The organism is Peribacillus simplex, from assembly GCF_001578185.1.
GTDB classification, from domain to species: domain Bacteria; phylum Bacillota; class Bacilli; order Bacillales; family DSM-1321; genus Peribacillus; species Peribacillus simplex_A.
This window is the reverse complement of record NZ_CP011008.1, coordinates 2,238,854-2,259,568: the sequence shown is the minus strand read 5'-3', so window position 1 is coordinate 2,259,568 and position 20,715 is coordinate 2,238,854. Positions and strand designations below refer to the sequence as shown.

The window sequence follows — 20,715 nt, the reverse complement described above, 5'->3', positions numbered from 1 at the left end:
AAAAGTGCAATTCCATTAAATCATATCATGATCTCTCATTGTTTCATAAACTTGACACAAAAAAAGCGGCAAACCTACACATGTAGGTTGCCGCTCCTCAAAAGCTTAAATTAGCCTTTTAATTTATTACGTAATACCATTTGAAGGATACCACCGTGACGGTAGTAGTCGATTTCGATTTCAGAGTCGAAACGAACAAGTACATCAAATTCTTTTACGTTTCCAGCTTCATCAGTAGCTGTAACTGTTACGATATCACGTGGTTTAACTGTTTCGTCGATTTTAACAGCAATCGCTTCTTTTCCAGTTAATCCTAGTGTTTCAGCGTTTTCGCCTTCTTTGAATTGAAGAGGAAGAACACCCATTAACGCAAGGTTAGAACGGTGAATACGCTCGAAGCTTTCAGCGATAACTGTTTTAATGCCAAGAAGGTTAGTACCTTTTGCAGCCCAGTCACGAGAGCTTCCCATACCGTAGTCTTTACCAGCAATGACAGCAAGACCTGTTCCATCAGCTTTGTATTTCATACAAGCATCATAGATAGCCATTACATCGCCTGTTGGCCAGTAAGTAGTGTAACCACCTTCTGTACCTGGAGCAACTTGGTTACGGATACGAATGTTTGCGAATGTTCCACGCATCATTGCTTCATGGTTACCACGACGAGAACCGTAAGAGTTAAAGTCACGTGGTTTCACACCATTTTCACGAAGGTAGATACCAGCTGGTGTATCTTTACCGATTGCACCTGCAGGAGAAATGTGGTCAGTTGTTACTGAGTCACCGAATTTACCAACTACGCGCAAGCCAGAAAGTGGGTTAACTGAACCTGGTTCTGGTGATAATCCTTCAAAGAATGGAGGATTTTGAATGTATGTTGATTTAGAATCGAAAGCGTAAATTGCTTCGTTGCTTGTTTTGATTTCATTCCAACGTTTGTTATCGTTGAATACTGTTTCGTATTCTTTACGGAATAATTCCGGTGTAACTGTTGCTTTAACAGCAGCGTTAACTTCTTCTTGTGATGGCCAGATATCAGCAAGATATACATCGTTGCCATCTTTATCTTTACCAAGTGAATCATTGTTTAGATCAAAGTCCACAGTTCCAGCAAGAGCATATGCCACAACCAAAGTAGGTGAAGCAAGGTAGTTTGCTTTCACTAGTGGATGAATACGACCTTCAAAGTTACGGTTACCAGAAAGTACTGAAGTTACTAGAAGATCTGCTTCAGCAACCGCTGCTTCGATTTCGTCCGCTAATGGACCTGAGTTACCGATACATGTTGTACAGCCATATCCAACTACGTTGAACCCTAATTGATCAAGGTATGGTTGAAGACCTGCATCACGAAGGTAACCAGTAACAACTTTAGAACCTGGTGCCAATGATGTTTTTACATAATCCGGAACAGTCAATCCTTTTTCAACTGCTTTTTTAGCAATAAGACCTGCTCCAAGCATTACGTATGGGTTAGAAGTGTTCGTACAGCTTGTGATTGCAGCAATTGCAATCGCACCTGTTTTCATTACCGCTTCTTTACCATCGGCAAATTTAACAGTTACTTCTTTATCCAATTCAGAATTGTCCATGCCGAAACCTTGGTTACCCATAGGTGCATTGATAGCATCATGGAAAGATTGTTTCATTTGAGAAAGTGGAATCAAATCTTGCGGGCGTTTAGGGCCTGAAAGGTTTGGTTCAATTGCTGAAAGGTCGATTTCCACAACATCATTGTAAGCTGGATCTTCGTTTTCAGGAGAGTAGAACAATCCATTTTCTTTGCAGTAAGATTCAACAACTTTAATTTGTTTTTCATCGCGGCCTGTTAAGCGCATGTAATCGATAGCTTCTGCATCAACTGGGAAGAAACCGACTGTAGCACCGTATTCAGGAGCCATGTTAGCAATTGTTGCACGGTCAGCAAGTGGAAGATATCCTACTCCAGGGCCGTAGAACTCAACAAATTTACCAACTACGCCGTGTGCACGAAGAACTTGGGTTACTTTCAATGCAAGGTCAGTAGCTGTTGTTCCTTTAGGAAGTTGACCAGTTAGTTTCACACCAACCACTTTTGGTACTGGGAAGTATGAAGGCTGTCCAAGCATACCTGCTTCTGCTTCAATACCGCCGACACCCCAACCAAGAACACCAATACCGTTGATCATAGTAGTATGTGAATCCGTACCGAATACAGAGTCAGGGAATACTTCAAAGTCGCCGTTTGGAGATTCAACCGCATGTACTACGTTCGCAAGGTACTCAAGGTTAACTTGGTGAACGATACCAGTTGCTGGTGGAACCGCACGGTAGTTATTGAATGATTTTTGAGCCCAGCTTAGGAACTGGTAACGTTCTGCATTACGTTCGAATTCAAGATCCATATTGGCATCAAGAGAATCAATTGTACCTGCTTTATCAACTTGTACAGAGTGGTCGATTACAAGGTCAACTGGAATTTCCGGGTTGATTTTATCAGGATCTCCACCAAGTGCAGCGAATGCATTACGTAGAGAAGCTAAATCTACAACAACTGGAACACCAGTGAAATCTTGTAGGATAACACGTGAAGGCTTGAACGGAACATCTATATCTTGCTGCTCACTTGTTCCCCACTTAGCAAGGTTCGCAACGTGTTCTTTTGTGATTACTCTTCCGTCTACTTGGCGAAGTACTGCTTCAAGTAGGACTTTAATGGAATATGGAAGGCGTGAAACTTGGCCGTCCCCTGCTTTTTCAATAGCGTCTAGGCTGTAGTAGTTGTAGCGTTCCCCTTCAATTTCAAAGGATTTACGCGCTTGGTATACGTCATTTTTCGTCATGAATATTACCCCCAATTAAACTGTCAGAACTTATTCTGCACATAAAAGTAAAACCTGGTTCTCTGAAACCATGTCTACTATAAATATAAGTAAAAAAAGTTAGTTTGTCGAATTTCTTCTCTCTTCTCCCACCCTAACTCTTCCTTCAACTTAATACTAATATAGAAATGAGTATAAGTAAATAACAAGAAAGTTATTGTTTTTGATAAGTTTCTCTTATAGAAAAAAATTCCCCACATATTAAAGTGCATTTAGGAAGCCTTACTGATATGCAATTTATCGAAAATACCCCTATTTTTTGCCTGATAAATTATTCCAGTAAAACATATTGGTCATTCATACATAATCATTCAACATTATCGCATTCTATGGGTGGAGGTGTCGAAATGACAAAACAAAAGGCAAATCATGTTATACCAGGTATGAATGCTGCAAAAGCGCAAGGTAATGGAGCTGGGTATAATGATGAACTGGGAAATGAACCGCCATTATCGGAAATGCAAAGGCAAAATAATAAAAAAAGAAAGAAAAACCAATGATTTCCCTCATTTCTAGGCTTTAAATAAGATAGGCTTTTTGAAATGGCAGATTTACTGCATTTTTCAAGAAGCCTATTCCATTCTAAAAACAGGAAACGCCGGATAGAACCAGTCACTCAATAGTCCTCTGAATTGACCTCATTGACGATTGCCTGAATATCCTGCTCGAATTGTTTCAATTGCTCTCTCTGATGCTCGGAAGCGGTGACTAAAGCAGATTGAATTTGCTGATAGGCCTCGTTCACCTCCTGCTTCACATGTTTCAATTCCGTTCCGTAATTCGGTGCGTTCTTCTCGATGGATGAATATACATCAAATACTTGTTGATAGCTTTGCTGGGCTTCCTGGAATGTCCTTCGCTTATCTTGTTTATCCTGCATTTGGTTCAGCTCCTTAATTAGTGTCCATCCATAGCATGTACGAGGTTTTCAAATATATGTATGTGAATAAAATTTCACGGACTGATTATCTTAAGAAGTAGGAGGGATCGCACATGAACAAAAATGATGGTAAAAATAACGCACCTAAAGGGAATAACACAGGTCAACCTGCACCGTTAAGCGGTTCTCATAAGGTAAAAAATAGACAGCACTCCCGTCAGAAGCATAATAGCAGTCATGATATGTAGGCAGCTTTTATAAACGTTCCATAACGAAGCGGTGCCGCCCTTAAGGCAGACACCGCTTTCGTTTGATGTTTACGCAGCAATCAAGTCGCAAGAAGAATGTTCGATAACTTCCTATTATAATGCAGAAATTATCGGTACCTCTTTAAAACACTTTACCTTGGATTTCAAATCCGTTCATTTCAGTTATTCAGCCAAAATAACGATGATATAAAGTTTTGGCTTCTGAGATATCTTTTGTTCCATGGATCAAAGCACGTCCATCTTTAAAAACAACCATTCGATGGGTTCCGATTGAAAATGAAAGTAAATAGGGATTTCTAACGATTTTGCCACCTTGTGCAAACAGATTTGTTTCAAGTTCCGCTAAGTCTCTTTCAAGTTTCATCGCCGGCCGAATCTGGACAGAATCCCTCCCGCATAATACGGCAGTCTTTATACGATTTGAATAGGATAGATGCGGATAAGTACGATTTGTCCCACAAGACAAACAACTGTCTTTTTTTAATTTCGCTACATCTATGGACGAATGCTCATTTTTCCAAAGATCGAACGAAACGATCTTGTTTCTAAGTGATGCATAATCTTCTATAAGGATTTTTAAGGCTTCCGTCATTTGGTGGGCAACGACCGTTTGTACAGCAGGACTAATGATTCCCGCAGTATCACAGGTCAGTCCTCCAATCGGAACCGTTTCCAGCAAACAATTCAAGCATGGGGTCACCTCTGGGATCACCGTGTAACTTATCCCATAACTCCCGACACAGGCCCCGTAAATCCAGGGTATTTTATATTTTTGTGCGCTATCATTAATTAGCATCCTGGTATCGAAATTATCAGTGGCGTCCAATATTAAATCCACGCCTTCAACGAGCTTTGCCAGTTCATCCACCGAAACATCCGCAACATGCGATTTTACGATAACATCTGAATTTAACGCATTCAAACGATTCTTGGCTGCCACAGCTTTCGGTATTCTTTTTTCAGCATCTTCTTCACAATAAAGCTGTTGTCTTTGCAGGTTGCTCCACTCCACATAATCTCTGTCAACAATGGTCAGTTTCCCAATTCCTGCTCGTACAAGTCCTTCTGCACTTCCCGTACCGAGAGCACCCGCCCCAATCATCAAAACGTGTTTATTGCGAATTTTCAATTGTCCTTCATGCCCTATAGGGCCAAAAATTTCTTGTCGTGAATAACGTTCAGTCATCCAATGCTCATTCCTTCAACTGGACTGCTTGCAATGGCGTACTCATTTTTTTCTATTCTGCCCGCTTCATAACCCATGCGACCTGCCTCAATGGCAAGTTTCATTGCTTTCGCCATTTTGATTGGGTTTTTTGCTCCGGAAACTGCAGTGTTAAGCAACACGCCATCCGCACCTAATTCCATGGCAATTGCCGCATCGGAGGGTGTTCCAATCCCTGCATCAACAATTACAGGAACCTCTGATTGTTCCATGATGAATCGCAAGTTCAGTGGGTTTATAATTCCTTGACCTGAGCCAATCGGTGAAGCACCAGGCATTATTGCATGACAGCCTACTTCTTCCAAGCGTTTTGCAAGCAAAACATCATCCGAAGTATAGGGTAATACAGTGAATCCCAGTTTCACTAATTCTTCAGCAGCTTTTAAGGTTTCAATCGGATCAGGCAGAAGTGTTTTTTGACAGCCGATGACTTCCACCTTAATCATGTCACATAACCCGGAAGCCTTAGCAAGTTGGGCTATGCGCACTGCTTCTTTTGCCGTCTTGGCTCCTGCTGTATTGGGAAGGAGGGTATATTTTTTCAAATCAAGCTTTTCTAAAAAATTTGGTTGACTGGCTTCGAAAATGTTCATTCTCCGAACTGCAAATGTTAATATTTCCGTCTCCGAAACCTCCACTGATTGCTTTTGAACATCGAAGTTTGGATATTTCCCAGTACCTAATAATAACCTAGAAGAAAATTCATAAGAACCAATCTTTAACATATCATCCGCCTCCTACAAAATGTACAATCTCGACCTTGTCCCCATTTGACAAAAGTGTTTCACTTTGATTTTCTTTTGCTAATATTTCATCATTCAATTCAACGATCACTACTTTTTGATGTAAATTAAAGTGTTGCAAAAGTCCTGTAACTGTTGACTCATCAGCAGGAATCCGTATTTTTTCCCCGTTAATAATCAATTCCAATTCATTCACCTCCATTATGAAAATTGGGTCTGTATCGAACGCTCCAATCGAAAAGCGGACCATTCAGGGTTTGTCTTCCCTTCCACAATATCCGCAATAAGTACGCCTGTAATTGGAGAAAGCAGGATACCATTCCTGAAGTGACCCGTTGCAATGAAAAGTCCTTTGTATGCTGGATGTTCACCAAAGTACGGCAGGCCGTCCCCTGTTTGAGGGCGTATACCTGCCCATGTCTTTTCCCACTCGGTTTCTTTAATTGCCGGAAGCAATTGCGTTGCCTTTTCTATTAACGTTGAGATCCCTTCCATACTTACCTTTTGATCGAAAGTGTTCGCTTTTACCGTTGCCCCGACAATGATTCTCCCGCCAACTTTGGGTACAAGATAGCAGCCATGTGAAAAGATCGTTTTTTCAAGCAATGGACGATCAGTCAGGACGGAGAAGCACTCCCCCTTTATCGGATAGGTATCGAGGTTTATTCCTGACTTTTCAAGGAGGAAAGCACTCCACGCCCCACTTGCCACAATTACATTTTCACTTGAAAATTCCCCTATATTAGTGGACACTCCTTTTACATATCCATTTTCCGTACGTAAATCAAAAACATGGACAAATTCCTTTATATCCACACCAAGGGCAGCTGCAGATTTAGTAAAAGCGAGCGACAGCCTTGTTGCTGAAACTTGTCCATCCCCCGGAATGAACATGCCTCCCTTAATCTCATCCGATAGAAGCGGTTCCGTTTTCCTTATTTCGGCAGTAGATAACCATTCCGCCTCAAGTCCCGCATCTTGCTGGACTTTGATCATTTTCTTCAGCTCTGCAACCTGGTCATCCGTAAGCGCCACCTTAAACATACCCTTATTCACTAATTCGATGTCTATTCCACTTATGTCTTTCAATTCTTTCGACAGTGCAGGAAACATCCCCCTGCTTCGGCTTGCCAATGTAAAGAGCGGGTTATCTGCATCCAGCTCAGCCTGTGCTCCTAACATCCCGGCTGCAGCACCGGAAGCTTTACTGGCAAGTCTATCTTTTTCCAATAAAAGGACCTTTTTACCTCGTTTGGCTAATTGAAAAGCAATGGATCCACCAATTACTCCTCCCCCAACAATGATTGCATCATATATGGAATTCATCTTATGTCTCCTTTCCTAAAGACTTCGAATATTCTTTAACGGCTCTAACCGGATTTTCCGCTTCAAGCACACCTGACATGACTGCAATTCCTTGTGCCCCAGCATCGCGCACGATTTGGCAATTGGAGGGTGTTATTCCGCCTATTGCAATAATCGGAAGATTGACATTTTTTGTGATTGCATGAAGCTCCTCAACTCCCTTAGGAGGAAGACCGCGTTTTGAATCCGTTTCAAAAACATGACCATAAATCGCGTAATTGGCACCGAAGCGGAAAGCGGCTTTTGCTTCATCCATGGAATGGATCGAACAGCCAACACTCATCCCTGGAAATGCTCTTTTTACGACTCCTGCATCTAAACTATGAAAAGCCAATTGCACACCAAATACTTTGTGCGCCCAGGCTACATCCACCCTGTCATTAATGATGATCTTAGACAGCGGAATCTTATTATTATGTAACAGGGTCACTGCTCGATAGAGTTCTGATGCATTCATATTTTTTTCCCTTAGATAGAAGAAATCAACATGTTCCTGAATGTTTGAAGCGATTTCTACGAACTTTTCAATTGGCTGTTTCCCAGTAGAAATAATATGCAATTCTTGTGCATTCATACTTAGAACCCCTAACTAGTAAACTTGCAATCTCATAAAATCAAATAGGTAGTAACGGGAAATGAACCGATAGATAAAACCCTGCCAACAGCAGGACGATAAAATACAGAATGAATCCATGGTCTTTTATTGAAAACCCAAATTCATAATAGTATGTTCGATCCCGAGTGTCTGTAAATCGCTTCGCCTCCATCGCAACCGCGATTCTGTGAGCACGTCTGATGCTTCCGGATAACAATGGGATGGAATAGGCTTTCATTTTATAATATACCGATCTGATCCCTTTTCCCCTTTCGAAACCGCGTACCCTCATCGCGTTTCGTATCGTTTGTAACTCTTCCATCATGATGGGGATAAGCCTTAAAGCTGCCATGAAACTATAAGCATATTTCGGTTTAAGCTTAACTTGCTGCATTAAGGAATAAAACAAGTTCACAGGTCTCGTCGTCAAGGAAAAAGTTAAACCAAGTGCCGCAAAAAGCAAAGCTCGAAAGCCTACCAGTAACCCCCTCATGAAACTTTCTTCCGTAATCGATATAAGACCCCACTCAAACCAAAGTGTCTCACCTTTACCGAATAAAATCATTGCTAGAGAAGTGGATATAAAAATGAAACAAAAAGGGATTGACAAAAGTAAGATGCGTTTCATCGAATGCCCCGTAAAACACAAAAATAAGAATAAAACACCAATGGTCACATTCATCATATAGTTCAGATCATGAATGAATAATGCCACAATGCATAAAACAAGCAATGCGCATAGTTTAAGGCTTGGATTAACCTTATGGAGCCATGTTTCTGCACTTGAAACATTCATCTACATGACACTCCTTTTAAAATGATAAAACTTTGGTCTCCATAAATCCGGATTGCGTGTTGACCTTTTCATCACTTATTACATTTCCTTCTTTAACCGTCCAGATCCTGGTTGCAAAGTTTCTTGAAATATGATCGTCATGAGTTACCATGATCACTGTTGTTCCGCGCCTTCGATATTCCTCAAACCATTCCAGTAATGCAAAGGTATTTTTCGAATCTTGGCCAAAGGTAGGCTCATCCAAGAGAATGATTTTTTTGTCTATGACGATAGAGGCAGCTACACTTAAGCGACGCTTTTGACCCATTGATAATTGAAATGGATGTTTATCCCGATGGGCCTCTAGGCGGAACACTTCAAGCAATGATTGAACTCGCTCCCTTATTTCTTGTTGTGGCCTTTTTCCAATTCGCAATGAATAAGCAATCTCTTCATATACAGAATTTGCAACGAACTGAAACTCAGGATTTTGAAAGACAAACGTCATATGATTGGTTAGATTTTTCATCCTTTTAATAGGGGCTCCCATTAATTCATACGTACCATTCGTTTTTATGAACTGCATCAGTGCATGCAAAAGAGTACTCTTCCCCGCGCCATTTTCTCCCCTGATTACAATCCATTCCCCTGAATGGACCATCAATTCATCAACCTTGATTTTTTCCTCTTTATTCCGAAAACCGCTAAATCCTTGCACATGCATTAGGGGTGAACCGTCTGCAAATTGTTGTTCCCGAATGGGGGCATTCTCTTGTATATATTCATCCCAAACACCAGGGAACCAAATTCCATGTTCTTTCATTTCATTTTTATATAGTGAAAGAATGGTATCTCTTGGACCATCAGCTATGATTTCACCTTCACCGTTAAAAAGCACGATTCGTTCGATGAATTCTAAAACATGGTCAATTTTATGCTCGACGATAATTACCGTTTTGTCTCGACCGACTTCCTTCAACAAATCCCAGATTTCTTTAGTTCCTTCCGGATCAAGCATGGCGGTTGGTTCATCTAAAAATATCACTTCCGGTTCAAGGGCCAATACTGAAGCGATTGCCAGACGCTGTTTCATCCCGCCTGATAATGTTTCTATACTTGTATGGCCTAGGTTCAATCCTACTTTACGAATATGATTTTGGATTTTCTCATTCATTTCTTCTTTAGGGACGGAAAGGTTCTCAAGGACGAAGGCAATTTCCTCATCGGCAAATGGCATGCAAAACTGACTATCAGGGTCTTGAAAAACATATCCCCATGAAGAAGCGCATTTCAATTTCTCCGCTTTCATCGGGACTTCGATGGAATTCGGAATCAATCCGCTTAACACTTGCAAAAGAGTCGACTTACCACATCCTGATGGTCCCAACAATAGAACTTTTTCACCTTTATCAATCGAGACTGATAGGTCCTTGAAAATCAAAGACCCATCACCTGGAAATTTCATTCTTAACTTCTCAACAGAAACGATTGGTTTCATGGCCATCAACCTCTACTTTTGGTCCAGTTCTGCATAATCTTTACTTGAAACTGGACGAACTAGATTAGTTACTCCTGTTGCTTCCAGGACTTTAACTAGATAATAAGCAGTTACACCTGCAAAGAATATGGAACCCACAAACCTCGCTATCATGAATAACGATAAATTCCAAAGAGTGAGAGCACCTATTTCCCCGTAGGCAAAATCCATTAATACTGATGCAAGGCAGGAAGCTATCGCAGCTAAAACGGCCACCGGCATATTGAATTTTTTATATTTGAACGCCATGAATACCAGTTCAGCGAACAAACCTTGGACCACCCCATATAAGAGTACGGACAGCCCCCATGGTGAACCTAGAAAGAATTCACCTGAAGCTGCAGCTATCTCTGCCAGAAGTGCCACACCCGGTTTCCGTAAAATCAAAAAGGCGACGGGGCCAGCTATAAACCACATTCCATAAATAAGTTGATCTAGATGTAATCCTAATGGTTTAACGGAATAATAAATCGAACCCCAAAGGATATAAACGATTCCAAATGCTACGGCAATCACGATCGTGACTAATATATCCGTTAATTTCAACCCTTTTTTCATGTTTCAATCTCCTTTATACTTCTAGTGTTTCCTTATGCACAGGCCATGTCTCTAAACGATAAGCCATTTCCCAAAATGAGTACTCATATTGGCTGCTAAGGATAAAATGCTCCTTCATTCTTTCCTTATCTTCATCTGTTACCTTTTCAGCAATCTCATCAAGCCTCGCAATTTGTTCTTCTACCAAAGAGCGGAACCACTCTCCACCGTAAGCCGCTATCCATTCTTGATAAATCGGCTCTTCCGGTTTACACTCTTGCAGCTTTTCACCTATTTCATAATACAGCCAATAACATGGCAAGATAGCCGCAATAACGTCACCTAAATGTCCAGAATATGCCGCACGATACATATGGGAAGTGTAAGCATAGGCAGTCGGGGCAGGTTTGAAATTTTCCCGTTCTTCTTTGGTGATGCCTAATCTCTCAGAAAAATTTTCATGAAGCTTCAACTCCGCTTCATATGTTCCCTGTGCGTGGCCGGCAAGCCTGCTTGTTGTATGTAAATCTGTAGCCTTGACTGCTCCTAAAGCTTGAACTCTAGCAAAATGAGATAAATAATAGGCATCCTGCTTGACATAAAAACGAAAACACTCTATTGGCAATGTGCCATCTCCTATTCCTGCAACAAACGGGTGATTAAAGCTAGCTTCCCAAATATGATCTACTTCCTGGCGGATTTCCTCTGAAAACTTCATGTCCATTACCTCCAAATTCTATTTTTTTATGAATGATACGGATAAAAGCCTTTTTTAACCCCTTTTTTTGCAAATAAAAAACCACTTTCTTTAACGTAAAGAAAGTGGTTGTACTTGAAATAATACAGAAACGTATTGTCCCAGACCCCACTTCCCTACGCTGGTATAAACCAGATCAGGTTCTAAGGGTCTTAAAGTCATACTTTAATCTCAGCTTCTCAGGTAAAATCAGTTTTTACCTATAAAGCACCCCTAGTGGTACAAATTGTATATATATTTCATTTGCCTTTATATTAACACGATAAATCCAATTGTCAAACGTATTAGAAAAGTTTTCAATCAAAGATGTTCATTATTAATCTTTTGGATTACTAGTCTTTCAATCTTCTAATACGTTAAGGATGAAGAAAAGAGGATGCCGCAGCCCTCCCCATTCTCTATGGAATAATAAGATTCTCTTATCCTCTTTTTTTAAAGACAGACATAACAAAATATTATGCATCAAAGTATTGGATAGATTGGATCTCTTAATTTGAATTCATAGTTTTCGTCTCAGTCCCTACAACTTTATCGCTGTCATGAATCTCCATATACTTCGCTGTGCGGCAATCGTATAGCACTTTTATCCATAAACTCCAGAATGTATCTTGTGTTAACTAATCAAACGGAGGCTTAATGAAGTGTTCTCACTGACTCAGATGTAAAGGGAACCAATTCAGCTGTTCGGCCGTCACGAATCTTGTTTACCCAAGCAGGATAAACCATTAATGCCCGACCCACGGCCACCAGATCAAATTCTTCACGATCAAGCCTTTCGATTAACCCGCCGATCTTGGTATTTTTGGCACTCTTTCCTTCCGTAAAGTGACTCGTAAAATCGTTATCCAGACCGACCGATCCAACTGTAATCGTCGGTTTACCCGTCAGCTTTTTTGTCCATCCGGCGAGATTCAGATTGGAGCCTTCGAACTCAGGCTCCCAGAAACGGCGGGTCGAGCAGTGGAAAATATCGACGCCCGCATCGGAAAGTGGCGTCAGGAACCGTTCCAGCAGCGCCGGCGTTGCTGCCAGTTTCGCTGTAAAATCCGTCTGCTTCCATTGCGAGAACCGCAGCACAATCGGGAATTCCAGTCCGACGGCATGGCGGCAAGCTTCGATGACCTCGACCGCGAAGCGGATGCGGGCAACCATGTCACCGCCACAGCTGTCGGTACGCGGGTTCGTTTTCTCCCAGAAGAATTGGTCGATCAAATATCCATGCGCACCGTGAAGCTCAATGCCGTCGAACCCAAGCCGCTTGGCTTCGAATGCTGCCTGCGCAAAGGCTTGAACGATTGCGGCGATATCCAATTCCGAATAATCGCCAACATGGCCTTGCGCACCCATATGCCAAATCTGCGGAATAATCCGTCCGCCTACTTCGTGTACAGCAGCCACGACGTTTGCCCAACCGTTTAATGCAGCTTCGCCATAGAAATGCGGTACATTGACTTGATTGGACGAATCCGAATGATTAATCACCGTACCTTCTGTCACGATAAGTCCAACGCCATTTTCGGCCCTGCGGCGATAATAGGCCGCCACATCCGGACCAGGCACTCCTTCAGGAGAAAATTGTCTCGTCATCGGTGCCATCACTATACGATTTGCCAATGTCGTATTTCCGATTGCGAATGGTTTAAACAAGTTTTGAATAGATTGAGAATAATTCAATAATTGACCTCCAAATAATTGAAATTGTGTTGTAGAATATATCCGCAACAGATTAGTAATTGCGTTCTTTGCTGAGAGCATCGTTCGGATAAGTTGGGAGCCCTTGGCTGGGTTGTCAGGCCGTAATCAACAGCCAATCCTGGCCGCCCTCCATAAGGTCAATCCCCCGTTCTGTCCTGCATGGATCTGACCATACGGGTCACCATCTTGCGCGGCATTAATCGTGGAATGAACGCCACGAACCGGTTGCGAGCCCCTGGCATTACGAGTGTCTTCCCGCGCAAAAAGCCTCGGTACCCTTCCTCAGCCACCTGCCCGGCCTCCATGATGGCCCCACTCTGGAACAGCTTCGAGGCGCCCATACCCGAACGATCGACGAATCCGGTTGACGTCAGCCCCGGACATAGTGCCGTCACAGTTACACCCGTGCCGCTCACCTCGTTCTCGAGAGCCTCGGTGAACGACAGCACGTACGCCTTCGTCGCGTAGTAAACCGACATCAAAGGTCCCGGGAAAAAACCCACCAACGAAGCAACATTCATAATGCCCCCTTGGCCCCGTTTGACCATATCCGGCAAGAACAACTTCGTCATAACAGTCAGAGCCTTGATATTGACATCAATCATATTCGTCTCTTGCTCCAACTTCGTTTCCAAGAATGTCCCGTACAAACCGAAGCCGGCATTATTGACAAGATAGTCGACGACAACCCCCTTCTCCTTAAGCTCCGCGACAATCTCCTCCGGTACGCCGGGTGATGCGACATCCTTGGCGATGACTGTCGTTTGGATGCCATATTTATTCCGATATTCCTTCGCTAGTTCCAAAAGTTTACCCTCGCTCCGCGCCACCAGCACTATATCATGTCCATCTTTGGCGAAACGATCCGCCAACTCTTGGCCAATCCCACCCGACACTCCAGTGATAAGTACAATTTTTCTCATTTTGCAATCCACCTCTGTTTTTAGTGTAAAACTTTAAACCGTTTTGCAGCGTTTTCTAACCCCTGATTGTGACTATGGATGGTGTTTAGCCATACAGTAGAATCCGCTGGTCGGACCGTACTCAAGAAAAGTTGCCAGCCTCGCCCAACATTAAAGAACGAACATTCTAGTAAAGTGAAAAAAATAATAACGCAAACAGTTTTCTCAAAAGATTTCATTGACATGAAGTAGATACTCTTATGCTCTTCTTTTTTTAAACACTGAAAGTCCATTCTTAGAAATATTGTGAAGTAGGGACAACCAAACACTATAATTAGGTTTAGGAAGTTTTGATTTGCCTATTCGTGCTAATTGCTGCTCATACCAACCTAGTTCTAACATAGATGACGCTTTTTTATCTAAACTTGTAATTCCTGTCTTAATTGGTTTAATCTTTACCGTTTCATATTTCCCCTCAAAGATTTGGTTTGGTAGATCGGGTACAAGTGCAAATGGTTTTGCTAAGCCAACCATATCTATCGTCCCACTGGCTATAGCTTCAGTCATACCTTCTTGAGAACGAAACCCTCCTGTAACAACTAATGGTGTAGAGACTAATTTTCTCGCCTTATTAGCATATTCCAAGAAATAAGCTTCCCGTTTCTTTGTACTTTCTTTCACTTCACCCCCCATCATCTTGGGATTTTCGTAATTCCCCCCGGAAATTTCAATTAAATCAATACCGACTTCAGATATTCTCTGAAGAACCTCCATCGATTCCTCTTCCGTGAAACCACCTCGTTGAAAATCAGTGGAATTTAACTTGATACCAATGGGGAAGTTCTCGCCTACTTGATTACGTATTTCCTGATAAATTTCCATTAAAAATCTCATTCGATTCGTTAAACTTCCACCCCATTCATCTGTACGTTGGTTATGATATGGCGATAAAAATTGATTAACCAGGTATCCATGGGCTGCATGAATTTGAACACCTGTAAATCCAGCATTTTTTGAAATTTTAGCTGCATTTCCGAAGCGTATAATCAGGTCTTTGATTTCCGGTGTAGTAAGGGCGCGCGGTTTATTAAAAAAGTCCTTAACATCCCCAGAAAGTGGGACAGCACTTGGCGCGACAGGTTCCTTTGATATGGACTTAGGTGACTGTTTTCCAGGATGATTTAATTGCATCCAAAGGTGGGTTCCATTTTGCGTGCCAGCTTTTGCCCATTTCTTGAGTTTGTCTAAGTCACGCTCATCTTCAATAACAACGTTTCCAGGTTCCCCTAAGGCTTGTCTATCAATCATAACGTTTCCTGTCACCAGAAGCCCCGCACCGCCATTTGCCCATGTTTCATATAAAGTAATTAAGGGCTGTGTAGGATTATTATCAGCTGTCGCTAGTGTTTCACTCATGGCTGATTTAAAAAATCGATTTTTGATGTTTACTCCATTTGGGAGTTGTAGAGAATTTGCTAAGATAGTATTGTTATTTTTCATTTTTTTCTCTCACCTCAATTAATTTCTTTTATATAAAAGAGCACCTATACTCTTCCTTTGTTAACAAATATTATACCGACTTGACCATCTTTTAATTTAGGGTAAATGTATTTTAATCCATTCTAATCATTCATTTTAAAATCACATTCTTTATTGTAAATATCACCAACTGTAAGAATCAGGATATAATAAGTTGGTGCCTCGCTGTACAGAGAGGAAAAACTGACGATCTCACCTGAGACTATGCATCAAGAAACAGCTTCACATGTGCGGCAAACAGTTCAGGGTATTGGAACAGGTGTCCATGCCCGGAGTCCTGGTAAATGATGAGCTGTGCGTTAGGTAGTTGCTGAGCAAGAATGTAACTGTTTTCGGTAGGAACCATGATATCCTCAACACCGTTAGTTACAAGCACTGGTTGCTTAATCTTATGCAACCATTCATACGATTGGTTAGGTAACCGATCAGCCCACTGTTCTATCGCCTTCAATTGTGCGTCACGAACCTGCAGCGAACTTTCAAATTTTTTCTGGGCAATAATACGCTTCAGTGAAGCACTTCCAGCCGCGCGACTAGTTTCGGTAGGATTATAAAAAAGGAACATGAATCTTTCGAAGGCGCCATTAGCATCTTCACTAGCCATAGCCTGATTAACATCCTGCCGAAATTTATTAACGCCTGATTGTGGAGCGGTACCCGCCAATACTATGCGGCGAATTAAATTCGGATATTGCAATACTAACTCCTGAGCTACGAACCCACCAATTGAGAAGCCAAGCACATCGACCTGTTGTAAACCAAGTGCTCTAATGAAGGACGCTGCATCTTTGGCCATTTCAGCTATAGTAGAAGGAGTTTCGCCACTGGTTTCACCGACACCGCTATTATCGAAAAGAATAATGGGTCTATCTTCAGCTAGAGCCCCAATAAGCTCGGGATCCCAGTTTTCCATTGTTCCTCGGAAGTGGATAAAGAACACCAGTGGAATACCAGTTTCTTTGCCAAACTTCCTATAGGCAAACCGAATTCCCTCCGCTTCGACATATCTTGTTGTACTTGGAATAGTAAATGTTGACATAATTTTTTCTCCTTTCGAACTAATCGTTCGGGTAGTTGTTGAAGCGAGACATCGCCTTACGCAATGATTAACTTGTTGATTACGCGAATAGTTCCCAGTTATGTTCATTACTAATGCGGCGAAATTATCTGCTTCTAGTTATTATTTCATCACAATGTTGCACTTTGGATAAGCAAGCGTTAACGCACACGCTTGGCTTGTTGACAAGTGTTGGTGCCGTTGAAACACTTATAATTTGAGAATGATCGTTCTTAAATTATCAAAAAAAAGAAAACTTAATCCAAGACAGACAGTGTTATGTCGATAATGTTTTCCAGTTTTTGTTTGTCATCGGTGGTTTTCGCCAAGACGCGTAATCCCACTAATGAATTATGGATAAACTGGGAGAGCCTTTCCACAGCATGATGTTCGGATACTTCCCCCGATTTTTGACCACGCAACAATAGCTCATACAGCAGACTTTCTGTCTTGGTAAAACTCTCCACAACCTTTTCTGCTGCTTCTTCGTCATGCAAAGACAATTCAACTGCTGTATTCACTGTCAAGCATCCGATCTGTTGTTTTTCATTTGTGTGGATCACCATCTCAAATAAACGCCTGATAGCCTTCTTGACCGAACCGAGCTGCTTTACTTGCGTGTCAATTTGGGTTTCTACTATCTCGTCATAGCGTTCCAATGCTTTCATGAACAACGTATGCTTGTCACCAAATGTATCATAGATACTTCTACGGTGAACGCCCATATGGTTCACCAAATCTTGCATGGATGTTTTTTCATAACCCTGCTGCCAGAAAAGCTCCATTGCTCTCCTTAATGCTTCTTTTTCATCAAATTCTTTACTTCTAGCCATGTAGTCCCACCTTAGAACGTATTATCTCTTACTTCTGAAAAGGTCTGAGAATCATTTGACGTACTTAGATCGCAACAATTTTATATAACCCCTCCCTCAATCAATTCTTCAGAATTAAAGAATGATCATTCTCATTTGGAAAGGGAAACAAAACTGTAGCTTGCTTTAAGCATATCAATTTAAGAACGATCAGTAAAGAATTACTAATAAGTGTGAAAAACATTAATTTCAAACTTGTTAGAACTTATTCATGCCTATGAAAGCAAAAAGCATCTTATTCCTCAAAATACGTATAACGCATTAAAAGTAATGGTTGGGAGTTCTTTATTGAACTCCCCTTCAATTCAAAAGTGATTTTACGACTGAGACCATATTTTAGTTATTCAAGAAAATGGCGCTTTTCTGGTGTACAGATTGCAAGTTTACTTTTGCTTATATTGATTAGTTCGGCACATAATCCATAAATTATTTAATGATATGAATTGGGGTTCCAAGTGCAACTTCGGCAGCTTCCATTGTCATTTCTCCAAGTGTGGGATGGGCATGGATTGTCAAAGCGATGTCTTCTGCTGTCAATCCTGTTTCAACAGCCAAAGCTAACTCCGAAATGAGATCTGATGCATTTGCTCCGGCAACTTGCGCTCCGATAATAAGTCCATCTTCTTTACGAGTTACAAGCTTAACGAACCCTTCTGTGCTGTCAAGTGACAACGCACGTCCATTTCCCGCATATGGGAATTTTGCAGCTACCACTTCAATACCTTCATCTGTTGCTTGTTGTTCAGTATAACCTACAGTTGCAAGCTCAGGGTCTGAAAATACGACTGCTGGAATGCCTATATAATCAATTTCAGATGGATGTCCGGCAATCGCTTCAGCAGCAATTTTTGCTTCATAGAATGCCTTATGTGCTAATTGCGGACCTGGAACAACATCCCCGATTGCATAAATATTAGGAACATTCGTGCGGCATTGCTTATCGATTTCAATAAGTCCACGGCCAATCACTTTTACGCCTGTTTGTTCAAGACCTATTTCATCCGTATTCGGGCGGCGTCCAACCATTACAAACACATAATCAGCGTCTATTTTCTGTTCTTCGCCTTTTACCTCAAAGGTTACAGTGACGCCATTTTCTGTTTCTTCTACACCTTTTGCCATTGCTTTGGTATAAAATTCTACACCTTTTTTCTTCATACTCTTCGTAACGACGGCTGACATTTGTTTTTCAAAACCTACGCCTAAAATTTCATCTGCACCCTCTAAAATCGTTACTTGGGTACCAAAGTTTGCATAGGCACCGCCAAGTTCAATTCCGATAACACCGCCGCCAATAACAACGATTTTTTCAGGAATTTCATTTAAGTTGAGGGCACCAGTCGAATTTAGAACGCGTTTTGAATATTTAAATGTAGGCAACTCGATTGAACGCGATCCTGTTGCAATAATTGCATTTTTAAAGGTGTATGTTTGAGCATTTTTTTCGCCCATTACGCGTAATGAATTACTGCCTACAAAGAATGCTTCACCACGTACAATCTCAACTTTATTTCCTTTTAATAGTCCTTCGACACCGCCAGTTAACTTTTTCACTACACTAGCTTTCCACTCTTGTACTTTTGAAAAATCAACCTTTACATTCTCTGCTGTAATCCCATATGCATCCGAATGCTTAGCTGTTTCATAGCGGTGACCCGCGGCAATTAATGCCTTTGAAGGAATACAGCCGACATTACAACATACACCGCCCAAATATTCCTTTTCAACAATTGTTACTTTTTGTCCCAGCTGGGCAGCACGAATTGCTGCTACATAACCCCCAGGACCTGCACCGATGACTATAGTATCTGTTTCAATTGGGAAATCTCCGACAATCATTACTTACGCCTCCATTAACAATAGTTTTGGGTCGTTTAATAATCACTTAATATGATTCATTGCATTCACCGCTGTAGCTCCGTCGATCCTTCTGTGGTCAAACCTTAGTAAGTACAGGCGCTATTAGAATATCGCCATCTGGAACAATTGGTTGCTAAGCAATACGGCCAACTCACGAATAGCTAATTCAGGATGGTGGTAATAACAGTTGTAAATCATTGTCAGTCAGCTGAACCAATGTCTGAAATCTTACTGATGCACCCCTCATTTCATTCGATGCAAGTTTGCAAAAGCATATTCCATCGCAGCAGCTTTATCACAGTAACCCACAAGTAGCATGCCCCCCCGATTTCGATTTCTTCCAGAAAGTCCCATCCCAATAACAACTCTGCCTTCTTCACACATCTACAACCTTAAAAGCACTTTTGCAACTGGGGATTCAGGTATTTCACCCGTCATCATTTTCTTATATAATATAAACTCACTAAAAAAACCAAACGGTCTTTTTTTATCCAAAAAAAAGAATCAATAACTGAATTAAGAATCGCTTTTATCTGCATGATAACCATTTCTAAATATCGCTAATCCTTATACAATCTACTGAGGATCAATACACCTATAGAAGAAAGAATGAACACTGCCATCTGTTCAGAATCAATCTGTTTATCAATTTCATTTTGACTCTTTCCAAGCTCAATAATGGTTTTGATGGTATTTATTAAGCCAGTAAAACCCTCCTTAATTGAATCTTCAATCAAAATATTAGAGTCATCTGCTTCAATGGCTGCATTCATTAAAGGACAGCCATCCACTAATATATCATTTTGGAACAAAGTCATAGAAATAGAAGTCAAAGCCTGAAATTGTTCGTTTGCAGTTTCCTTGGATTTAATAGCTTGTAAATATTTTTTTTTTCGTTCGTTCCCCTTTATTCATCTTTTCTAAACTCCTTTTCTTAAAAAAGAACAATCGGTCTTTTTTATTATTTAACATCATTAATACCGTTTATGTCAAGTATTGAACATGATAATAATTTAATGCACTTTTTGTTCTACGCTTAAATCAATTCGCGAGCCGCGTTCACCTTTTCCATAATCTGGATAAACCTTCATTCCTTAAGGGATTCTATGTACCGAATCAAGTTGTTCTCGGCCAGAACGAATATAAGAGGTTAATCCAATTGGAGTGCTTTAATGAGAACTTCTGCCTCCCACCAACCCTTTACGTTCTTATCTCTTTAGTGATCTTTACGTCTAGAAAAGATAAT

The 20,715-nt window shown here is 41.2% G+C and carries 20 protein-coding genes, 1 pseudogene and 1 riboswitch; of the genes and pseudogenes, 2 read left to right on the top strand and 19 right to left on the bottom strand.

Going from position 1 to position 20,715, the window contains the following annotated elements; all coding sequences use genetic code 11:
- Positions 1 to 110: 110 nt before the first annotated feature.
- Complete coding sequence (acnA, locus tag UP17_RS10615; protein ID WP_061462982.1) at positions 111 to 2,822, bottom strand: aconitate hydratase AcnA; 2,712 nt, start codon at positions 2,820 to 2,822, stop codon at positions 111 to 113.
- A gap of 386 nt (positions 2,823 to 3,208) precedes the next feature.
- Between acnA and sspO the strand changes: the two genes are divergently transcribed.
- Positions 3,209 to 3,361 carry a small acid-soluble spore protein O gene (gene sspO, locus UP17_RS10610; RefSeq protein ID WP_034312428.1) on the top strand — a complete coding sequence of 51 codons (153 nt, stop codon included), beginning with the start codon at positions 3,209 to 3,211 and terminating at the stop codon, positions 3,359 to 3,361.
- Between the two features lie 116 nt (positions 3,362 to 3,477).
- Here the strand turns inward: sspO and UP17_RS10605 are convergent, their stop codons facing one another.
- Positions 3,478 to 3,741 carry a hypothetical protein gene (locus tag UP17_RS10605; protein WP_061462981.1) on the bottom strand — a complete coding sequence of 88 codons (264 nt, stop codon included), beginning with the start codon at positions 3,739 to 3,741 and terminating at the stop codon, positions 3,478 to 3,480.
- 113 nt (positions 3,742 to 3,854) lie between these two features.
- On the opposite strand from UP17_RS10605, the gene UP17_RS10600 reads away from it, so the two are divergent.
- Entirely contained in the window at positions 3,855 to 3,989 is a 135-nt protein-coding gene (locus UP17_RS10600) for a small acid-soluble spore protein P (protein ID WP_061462980.1), read from the top strand.
- A 187-nt stretch (positions 3,990 to 4,176) separates the two neighbouring features.
- Here the strand turns inward: UP17_RS10600 and UP17_RS10595 are convergent, their stop codons facing one another.
- The 17 genes and pseudogenes from UP17_RS10595 to UP17_RS10520 form a co-directional block, all read right to left on the bottom strand.
- Positions 4,177 to 5,196: a thiazole biosynthesis adenylyltransferase ThiF gene (locus UP17_RS10595; RefSeq protein ID WP_061462979.1), complete on the bottom strand. Its 1,020-nt coding sequence runs from the start codon at positions 5,194 to 5,196 to the stop codon at positions 4,177 to 4,179.
- Entirely contained in the window at positions 5,193 to 5,960 is a 768-nt protein-coding gene (locus UP17_RS10590; RefSeq protein ID WP_061462978.1) for a thiazole synthase, read from the bottom strand. The genes UP17_RS10595 and UP17_RS10590 overlap by 4 nt, the downstream gene beginning before the upstream one ends.
- A 1-nt stretch (position 5,961) precedes the next feature.
- Positions 5,962 to 6,165: a sulfur carrier protein ThiS gene (gene thiS / locus UP17_RS10585; RefSeq protein WP_061462977.1), complete on the bottom strand. Its 204-nt coding sequence runs from the start codon at positions 6,163 to 6,165 to the stop codon at positions 5,962 to 5,964.
- Between the two features lie 14 nt (positions 6,166 to 6,179).
- Positions 6,180 to 7,304 carry a glycine oxidase ThiO gene (gene thiO, locus UP17_RS10580; protein ID WP_061462976.1) on the bottom strand — a complete coding sequence of 375 codons (1,125 nt, stop codon included), beginning with the start codon at positions 7,302 to 7,304 and terminating at the stop codon, positions 6,180 to 6,182.
- Between the two features lies 1 nt (position 7,305).
- Positions 7,306 to 7,917, bottom strand: a complete 612-nt coding sequence (locus UP17_RS10575; protein ID WP_061462975.1) for a thiamine phosphate synthase — start codon at positions 7,915 to 7,917, stop codon at positions 7,306 to 7,308.
- A 40-nt stretch (positions 7,918 to 7,957) separates the two neighbouring features.
- Positions 7,958 to 8,734, bottom strand: coding sequence for an energy-coupling factor transporter transmembrane component T family protein (locus UP17_RS10570; protein WP_061462974.1), 777 nt, complete (start codon positions 8,732 to 8,734; stop codon positions 7,958 to 7,960).
- Between the two features lie 16 nt (positions 8,735 to 8,750).
- Positions 8,751 to 10,211: an ABC transporter ATP-binding protein gene (locus UP17_RS10565; protein WP_061462973.1), complete on the bottom strand. Its 1,461-nt coding sequence runs from the start codon at positions 10,209 to 10,211 to the stop codon at positions 8,751 to 8,753.
- Positions 10,212 to 10,223: 12 nt separating this feature from the next.
- Positions 10,224 to 10,808, bottom strand: a complete 585-nt coding sequence (locus UP17_RS10560; RefSeq protein ID WP_061462972.1) for an ECF transporter S component — start codon at positions 10,806 to 10,808, stop codon at positions 10,224 to 10,226.
- Between the two features lie 13 nt (positions 10,809 to 10,821).
- Complete coding sequence (gene tenA / locus UP17_RS10555; protein ID WP_061462971.1) at positions 10,822 to 11,505, bottom strand: thiaminase II; 684 nt, start codon at positions 11,503 to 11,505, stop codon at positions 10,822 to 10,824.
- A gap of 135 nt (positions 11,506 to 11,640) precedes the next feature.
- Positions 11,641 to 11,769, bottom strand: a riboswitch (TPP riboswitch).
- A gap of 408 nt (positions 11,770 to 12,177) precedes the next feature.
- Complete coding sequence (locus tag UP17_RS10550; protein WP_061462970.1) at positions 12,178 to 13,218, bottom strand: NADH:flavin oxidoreductase; 1,041 nt, start codon at positions 13,216 to 13,218, stop codon at positions 12,178 to 12,180.
- Between the two features lie 158 nt (positions 13,219 to 13,376).
- A complete protein-coding gene (locus UP17_RS10545; protein WP_061462969.1) occupies positions 13,377 to 14,162 on the bottom strand; it encodes an SDR family NAD(P)-dependent oxidoreductase in 786 nt (261 codons plus the stop codon).
- Positions 14,163 to 14,399: 237 nt separating this feature from the next.
- Positions 14,400 to 15,641 carry an NADH:flavin oxidoreductase/NADH oxidase family protein gene (locus UP17_RS10540; RefSeq protein ID WP_061462968.1) on the bottom strand — a complete coding sequence of 414 codons (1,242 nt, stop codon included), beginning with the start codon at positions 15,639 to 15,641 and terminating at the stop codon, positions 14,400 to 14,402.
- A 241-nt stretch (positions 15,642 to 15,882) separates the two neighbouring features.
- The gene (locus tag UP17_RS10535) at positions 15,883 to 16,719 is read right to left on the bottom strand and encodes an alpha/beta fold hydrolase (protein ID WP_061462967.1); all 837 of its coding nucleotides are present in this window, start codon (positions 16,717 to 16,719) and stop codon (positions 15,883 to 15,885) included.
- Positions 16,720 to 16,994: 275 nt separating this feature from the next.
- Entirely contained in the window at positions 16,995 to 17,570 is a 576-nt protein-coding gene (locus UP17_RS10530; protein WP_061462966.1) for a TetR/AcrR family transcriptional regulator, read from the bottom strand.
- 465 nt (positions 17,571 to 18,035) lie between these two features.
- Positions 18,036 to 19,448 (bottom strand): dihydrolipoyl dehydrogenase, encoded by a 1,413-nt coding sequence (gene lpdA / locus UP17_RS10525; RefSeq protein WP_061462965.1) that lies wholly within the window; start codon positions 19,446 to 19,448, stop codon positions 18,036 to 18,038.
- Between the two features lie 42 nt (positions 19,449 to 19,490).
- A pseudogene (locus UP17_RS28720) lies at positions 19,491 to 19,734 on the bottom strand (2-oxo acid dehydrogenase subunit E2); the annotation flags it as partial.
- Positions 19,735 to 20,029: 295 nt separating this feature from the next.
- The gene (locus UP17_RS10520) at positions 20,030 to 20,302 is read right to left on the bottom strand and encodes a TetR family transcriptional regulator C-terminal domain-containing protein (RefSeq protein ID WP_434218686.1); all 273 of its coding nucleotides are present in this window, start codon (positions 20,300 to 20,302) and stop codon (positions 20,030 to 20,032) included.
- Between the last annotated feature and the right edge of the window lie 413 nt (positions 20,303 to 20,715).

Bases quoted from the DNA above. Each gene is read 5' to 3' on its own strand.
- UP17_RS10530 (WP_061462966.1), bottom strand. From the start codon at position 17,570: ATGGCTAGAAGTAAAGAATTTGATGAAAAAGAAGCATTAAGGAGAGCA.
- thiO (WP_061462976.1), bottom strand. From the start codon at position 7,304: ATGAATTCCATATATGATGCAATCATTGTTGGGGGAGGAGTAATTGGT.
- UP17_RS10540 (WP_061462968.1), bottom strand. From the start codon at position 15,641: ATGAAAAATAACAATACTATCTTAGCAAATTCTCTACAACTCCCAAAT.
- sspO (WP_034312428.1), top strand. From the start codon at position 3,209: ATGACAAAACAAAAGGCAAATCATGTTATACCAGGTATGAATGCTGCA.
- acnA (WP_061462982.1), bottom strand. From the start codon at position 2,822: ATGACGAAAAATGACGTATACCAAGCGCGTAAATCCTTTGAAATTGAA.
- UP17_RS10590 (WP_061462978.1), bottom strand. From the start codon at position 5,960: ATGTTAAAGATTGGTTCTTATGAATTTTCTTCTAGGTTATTATTAGGT.
- UP17_RS10545 (WP_061462969.1), bottom strand. From the start codon at position 14,162: ATGAGAAAAATTGTACTTATCACTGGAGTGTCGGGTGGGATTGGCCAA.
- UP17_RS10570 (WP_061462974.1), bottom strand. From the start codon at position 8,734: ATGAATGTTTCAAGTGCAGAAACATGGCTCCATAAGGTTAATCCAAGC.
- UP17_RS10535 (WP_061462967.1), bottom strand. From the start codon at position 16,719: ATGTCAACATTTACTATTCCAAGTACAACAAGATATGTCGAAGCGGAG.
- UP17_RS10600 (WP_061462980.1), top strand. From the start codon at position 3,855: ATGAACAAAAATGATGGTAAAAATAACGCACCTAAAGGGAATAACACA.
- lpdA (WP_061462965.1), bottom strand. From the start codon at position 19,448: ATGATTGTCGGAGATTTCCCAATTGAAACAGATACTATAGTCATCGGT.
- UP17_RS10605 (WP_061462981.1), bottom strand. From the start codon at position 3,741: ATGCAGGATAAACAAGATAAGCGAAGGACATTCCAGGAAGCCCAGCAA.
- UP17_RS10565 (WP_061462973.1), bottom strand. From the start codon at position 10,211: ATGAAACCAATCGTTTCTGTTGAGAAGTTAAGAATGAAATTTCCAGGT.
- tenA (WP_061462971.1), bottom strand. From the start codon at position 11,505: ATGAAGTTTTCAGAGGAAATCCGCCAGGAAGTAGATCATATTTGGGAA.
- UP17_RS10595 (WP_061462979.1), bottom strand. From the start codon at position 5,196: ATGACTGAACGTTATTCACGACAAGAAATTTTTGGCCCTATAGGGCAT.
- UP17_RS10560 (WP_061462972.1), bottom strand. From the start codon at position 10,808: ATGAAAAAAGGGTTGAAATTAACGGATATATTAGTCACGATCGTGATT.
- UP17_RS10575 (WP_061462975.1), bottom strand. From the start codon at position 7,917: ATGAATGCACAAGAATTGCATATTATTTCTACTGGGAAACAGCCAATT.